Origin of the sequence: Microcoleus sp. C2D2, assembly GCF_036702495.1 — a bacterium.
Classification (GTDB): domain Bacteria; phylum Cyanobacteriota; class Cyanobacteriia; order Cyanobacteriales; family Microcoleaceae; genus Microcoleus.
Map to the genome: position 1 here is coordinate 1 of NZ_JAUBTO010000276.1, position 5,279 is coordinate 5,279.

The 5,279-nt window shown below is 41.3% G+C and carries 3 protein-coding genes and 3 pseudogenes; 2 read left to right on the forward strand and 4 right to left on the reverse strand.

Annotation, left to right across the window (positions count from 1 at the left end; genetic code table 11):
* Positions 1-110 precede the first annotated feature (110 nt).
* Positions 111-224: pseudogene (locus tag QUB61_RS37590) on the reverse strand (ISKra4 family transposase); the annotation flags it as partial.
* Positions 225-903: 679 nt separating this feature from the next.
* A complete protein-coding gene (locus QUB61_RS37595; protein ID WP_333136314.1) occupies positions 904-1,170 on the reverse strand; it encodes a hypothetical protein in 267 nt (88 codons plus the stop codon).
* 209 nt (positions 1,171-1,379) lie between these two features.
* Here QUB61_RS37595 and QUB61_RS37600 point away from each other — a divergent pair, with 209 nt between their 5' ends.
* Both QUB61_RS37600 and QUB61_RS37605 read left to right on the forward strand, forming a co-directional pair.
* Positions 1,380-1,910 (forward strand): transposase, encoded by a 531-nt coding sequence (locus QUB61_RS37600; protein WP_333136316.1) that lies wholly within the window; start codon positions 1,380-1,382, stop codon positions 1,908-1,910.
* Positions 1,911-3,356, forward strand: coding sequence for a transposase (locus tag QUB61_RS37605; RefSeq protein ID WP_333136319.1), 1,446 nt, complete (start codon positions 1,911-1,913; stop codon positions 3,354-3,356).
* A gap of 224 nt (positions 3,357-3,580) precedes the next feature.
* On the opposite strand, the pseudogene QUB61_RS37610 reads toward QUB61_RS37605, so the two are convergent.
* Positions 3,581-4,841 (reverse strand): annotated as a pseudogene (locus tag QUB61_RS37610) (ISAs1 family transposase).
* Positions 4,842-5,093: 252 nt separating this feature from the next.
* Positions 5,094-5,256: pseudogene (locus QUB61_RS37615) on the reverse strand (IS701 family transposase); the annotation flags it as partial.
* Between the last annotated feature and the right edge of the window lie 23 nt (positions 5,257-5,279).

A 5,279-nucleotide genomic window follows, 5' to 3' on the forward strand; every position in this document is an offset into this window, starting at 1 on the left:
AACCGTTGCCGTTCTTGAGAACTGTTCGCTAGTCTCACAGCGATCGTACTTTTTGACCTGCTTAGTCTAAACTCCAATGGTCTCACTTCTGATAAAATTTTTTGACGTCAGGCTTTTTCTATACTTTCAAAAGTTTTTAGCTCTGTTGGGTCTGTATTTCTGTAAAGAATGGATGCTGCCCCTTCTAAGTATGCTTTTAGCTGCTGTCGATCTGAGGGTGTCATTTTTTACCTTATCCTTTTTTGAGATGTTTACTGCTTTTTTTATTTTAGCCTTTTTTTAGAGATTGGTAAAAGTGAGATGCACCCTATTGGAGCCACTCCTAAATAACTAATAACTAATAACTAATGACTGATAACTCCTCTTATAAAATACCCCTTTTCTGTCACTAAGCGGCAGAATAAAATAAGAATTAACTCTCATTCATCAAGTAAGAGAAGGGATTTGGGTAAAAATTCATTAACGCTCTTAATCGAACCAAGCCTGTAGATAATTGTGGAATCGGCAAAACTTTTAGCCACTGTTTTATCAAGTTAAAGCTAATTAAAGGTTGTAGTATTAATCTCAAATTGTTTAGATGGCTCTGACAACTATTTTTTTCATCAAGCGTCTTGATGTTGCTCAAAGCGGTGGAGAAGTGAAAAGTTTTTTGCGGATGAAGTGCTGGGTGATGAAGTCGGGGAGTTAACGGCTGTATTAGACCTAGGGCGTCGGTTCAGTACCCAGACTTGACAGAACCAGACAACTATGATATGTGAAGTAAGAACCCGGTTAAACTTTAACAAGTTTTGAGAAGAAACCTTATGCGTCCTCCTCTATGGACTCCTCCTGTGGAACTATCAGCCTCAGAAGAGGTGATTATCAAGCGTATCAAAAGAGCCAAACTATTTACATTTCTCAGGCTCAATCGTCTCGATATACAGCGGTTCCCGCTGTAATGCGGTACAATAAATAATGGAATATCATTTTGTCGTTAAAGCCAATGAAAGCATATTCGCTCGATCTCCGAGAAAGGATAGTGACAGCACATTTGACAGAAAAGATGTCAATTAGGAAAGTAGCTATCAGGTTTGCTGGAGCGTAAAAGTCTCGTCCAAAAATAGGCACTAGCAACAACAAACCGAGGGAAGTATACAGCCGAAACAGAGAGGAAAACCACAATTCAGTCATCTGACCAATGCGGAAGCAGAAGTCAAAGCACTGGTGGCAGCTCATCCTGATGCTACTTTAATAGAGTTGTGTGAATTATTTGCACATAAAACCGGAAATTGGGTGAGTCGGACGGCAATGTGTCGCTGTTTGCACAAACTCTCACTAAATCGTAAAAAAAAACATGGTACAGTAGCCAAGCTGCAACAGAAAGAGTCCAAAATTTAAGAGTGGAATATTGGGAAAAGATCCAGAATATCGAGCCAAAAAACCTAGTATTTTTGGATGAGACTGGTATTATACTGGGTGCGACGATAACTCATGCCTGTTCACAGTCAGGGACAAGAGTATCCGAACTAAAACCCTTTTATCGAGGAGCAAAAGTGACAGCCATTGGCGCAATTAGTATTAACGAAGTGCTGGCATTAATGATAATCAATGATTCAATGGATGGAGCTGCATTTGCCGTATTTATCGCTGAGTTTTTATGTCCTAAATTCTGGCTAGGAGCAGTAGTAGTGATGGATAATTTACCGGCTCATAAACTAGCATCAATTGTGCCAATGATTGAAGCTGTAGGTGCTACTGTTATTTGTTTGTCACCCTACTCTCCCGATTTTAATCCCATTGAGCTTTGGTGGTCACAACTCAAATCTTTTTTGCGGAGATTTGCTCCAACTACCACATCCATGATTGATACAATAATTGCAGTTGCCCTTAACTTAATGAATCCTAAACATTTAAGAAACTGGGAAACCTAATTGCTGTTATTGTACCTCATAACAGCGGAAAGTGCTGTATTTAATGATGAGTTCCAAGAAGAACTCGCTACAATTTTCAAAGACAGTACAGTTGGGTATAGTCCAGTACCCCCAGCACAACTTGCTTTGGCGACTATTCTTCAAGCGTACCTAGGAATTTCTGATGATGAATTGATTGAAGAAATGCTGATGGATCAACGCTGGCAGTTAGTTTTGGATTGTTTGGAGTGCGAAAAAACTCCATTCTGTAAAGCCACCTTGGTGAAATTCAGAAAGGCTTTAATTAAACAGGAACTTGACCAGCGTTTAATTGACCGGACTGTAGAAATCGCTAAAGAAAAAGGTGGATTTGGCTCATCTCAACTAAGAGTGGCAGGAGATTCCTCTCCGTTATGGGGAACAGCTAAAGTAGAAGATACCTATAACCTATTGGGTCATGCTCTTCGTAAGGCCGTGAGTGTGATAGCAGTCCAGCAGGGGAGGGGGCTGGCAGAAATTGCCCATGAATTAGGTACTTCAATTGTTAGTAGTTCCCGCTTAAAAACTGCATTAGACTTAAACTGGGACGACCCAAGAGAGCGTCAAAACGCGCTTTCAATTATCCTAAACAGCTTAAATTCCGTAGAGGAATGGATGCAATCCCAGTCTGAGTCTGATGAATTTGAAGTGGCACAATCGACTCTAGTTGTTGCCCGAGTCATTGAATCTCAAAATGTAACCTTAGACTCTCAAGGAGTTCCTATTCTCAGTAAAGGGGTGGCCAAAGACAGGCGCATTTCTATTGAAGACCCCGATATGCGACATGGAAGGAAAAGCAGCTCTCAGAAAATAAATGGATATAAACGCCACGTTCTCAAAGATTTAGATATGGGCGTAATTCGGGCTGTGGCTTTGACGAAAGCGAATACTCCCGAATCTGCTGCTACAGTTGACATTTCCAGAGACTTAAAATTCTCACATACTCAGCTATCTGAATTACATATTGACCGCGCTTACTTATCTAGTCACTGGGTCACCGAGCGCTCGGAAAACTTAAAGATATTTTGTAAGGCGTGGTCGGTCAGAAATTTTGACTGTTTTGATAAAAAGGCTTTTGTTTTTGATTGGGAACATAATTTAATTAGCTGCCCCAATCAAGTAAGTATCCCCTTTGAACCGGGAAAAGTTGTTCACTTTCCTCAGCATGAATGTGCCATTTGTCCAAAGAGAGAAAGTTGCACGAACAGTCAAAAAGGACGGAGTGTATCGATTCATCCTAATGAATTGTTAATGCAAGAGCTACGTACACGTCAATCCACTGCTATTGGTCGCGCTCAACTCAGACAACGCACTACAGTTGAACACGCTCTGGCTCATATTGGTCATTGGCAGGGGAACCGTGCCCGTTATATTGGACTGCGTAAAAATCTCTTCGATCTGCGTGCGCCGAGTGGCTGTTGTCCATAACCTTCATGTCATTGCTCGAATGGATCAGGTTCTGCTCTCCTGAACTCGGTGCAGAGTAGAGCTTATTGACAAGCTAACTACATACACTCTGCTTTTTTGTCAACTCTTTTTACTGAACCGACGCTCTAGTATAGAGGCCGATCATCAGGTAAGCACTACAAAGGATTTCCCACCATTTTTCAATCAGTGAATATTGCGTTACTCGCAGGGTAAGAGCATCTCAATCACGCTTGACAAAAGGACTCAGAAGAATCTAATATATTGTCAGCCAAACAAGAACGGATAATTTGAATCAAATAATCATTATCCATAGCTGCTCTTTTCATTTTTTGTCGAAGACTACGTTTGTAAGTCGGTTCACGATTGAGGGCATTGAGCGCGAGCCGTCCTGCGACAGCTAAATTCTGGGGACTGTGGAAAGAGCTTTTCCGGCAAGCATCTTCAGCAAAGGTACAATCTAAAGTCCAATGAGCCTCATTTTCAATCCCCCAATGTTTTCGGATAGCTCGACCTAAAAGTTGAGCATCACTATCTAAAGAAGTTAGATAAAATTGCACTTCCCGAGTAGTTTTATTCCAAAGATGACGGACTCGAACCACCATGACCACACTTTTAAGTCCCGCCCATAATCGGGGTTGGTAAAGCTCACTGATAACTGTAATTGGCACCGACCAAACTTGACGGATTTCTCTACGATGATGACCGGATTCAATCCGTTGGTCATAACTAACATCAAGCCCAGAAAACTGATGCGCCGAGTGCTTGTTCAAACCATTCTCTAACCTGAGCATATAAAGTTGGATGATTAGCTTTAAGTGAGAGAACATAATGCCCTTTCTTGTCAATAATCTTTTGAGCAATCTCAGTTTGAGTCCCCATCGCATCAATAGTAATGATACAATCAGTAATGTCTAGCAACTCTAATAAGGCCGGAATCGCCGTAATCTCATTGGATTTATCATCCACTTTCATCTGTGCCAAAACTAGACGTTGTTCAGCCGACCAAGCAGTAATAACATGAAGTGCCGATTTCCCTTGATTACGGTCATAAGAACCTCTAATTGTCTTACCATCAATGGGAATAATTGCTCCTCCTGTCCGAGTCACGAGAGTTTCTACCCATCGGAAAAAGCAGCGATTTAAAGTTTCTGGATCTATAAACTCAAATACTCTCCGAAAAGTGTCGTCGGAAGGGATACCATAAGGTAATACCAAAAATTCTTCTCACCACTTTTTTTTACTAATGCCATAATTCTCGATGTCTTCCCACCCTTGCGCTCCGGCAATTATAGCCAAAATTGCGACCGTCAAAATATCTGTAAGTAGATGTTTCTTAGTTCTCTCAACTCTCGGGTCTTTAAGGTCGGCAAAATGCTGGACTAAGCTCTGTTGAATAGCTTGAATTTCTCCTACTTCTTGGAGTTGGGGGTGAGAAGGAAAACTTTTTTTCCCCGAGGCAGATTTAATCTCAAAACCCTGAGACATAAAGTATCTTCCTAAAGATTTTATTATGGGGCATAGTTGCCCGATTGTATCATGTCGGGTGGATTACTTTTAATAAAAATCCCTGAAATTATTGGTAATAAGGGAGCGTTATCATGGGCGAGCGCGACTGGGCTTAATATCACTCATTTGAGTCATTGTCAAGTACAATTTATACCAAATTAGATGAGCTTACCCTGGCGTTACTCGTCCATCGGCCCATCCTAATTCCCTCTTACTTTGTCGAAAACCCTATTCAATCCCAGTCCTATTTCCCGATAAATTCCCAACTTCTTTTGCTAAGACTCCCGGAAGCGAGTGTCATCACATACCAGGTGGAATTTTCGGGAAGGGTCTCTATATCCCTTGTGATTTCCCAGTAACGCACTGCTCTTTTTTTTCCATAAATAATTTCTCTTTTCTAGCGGACTTCTCGGCTCC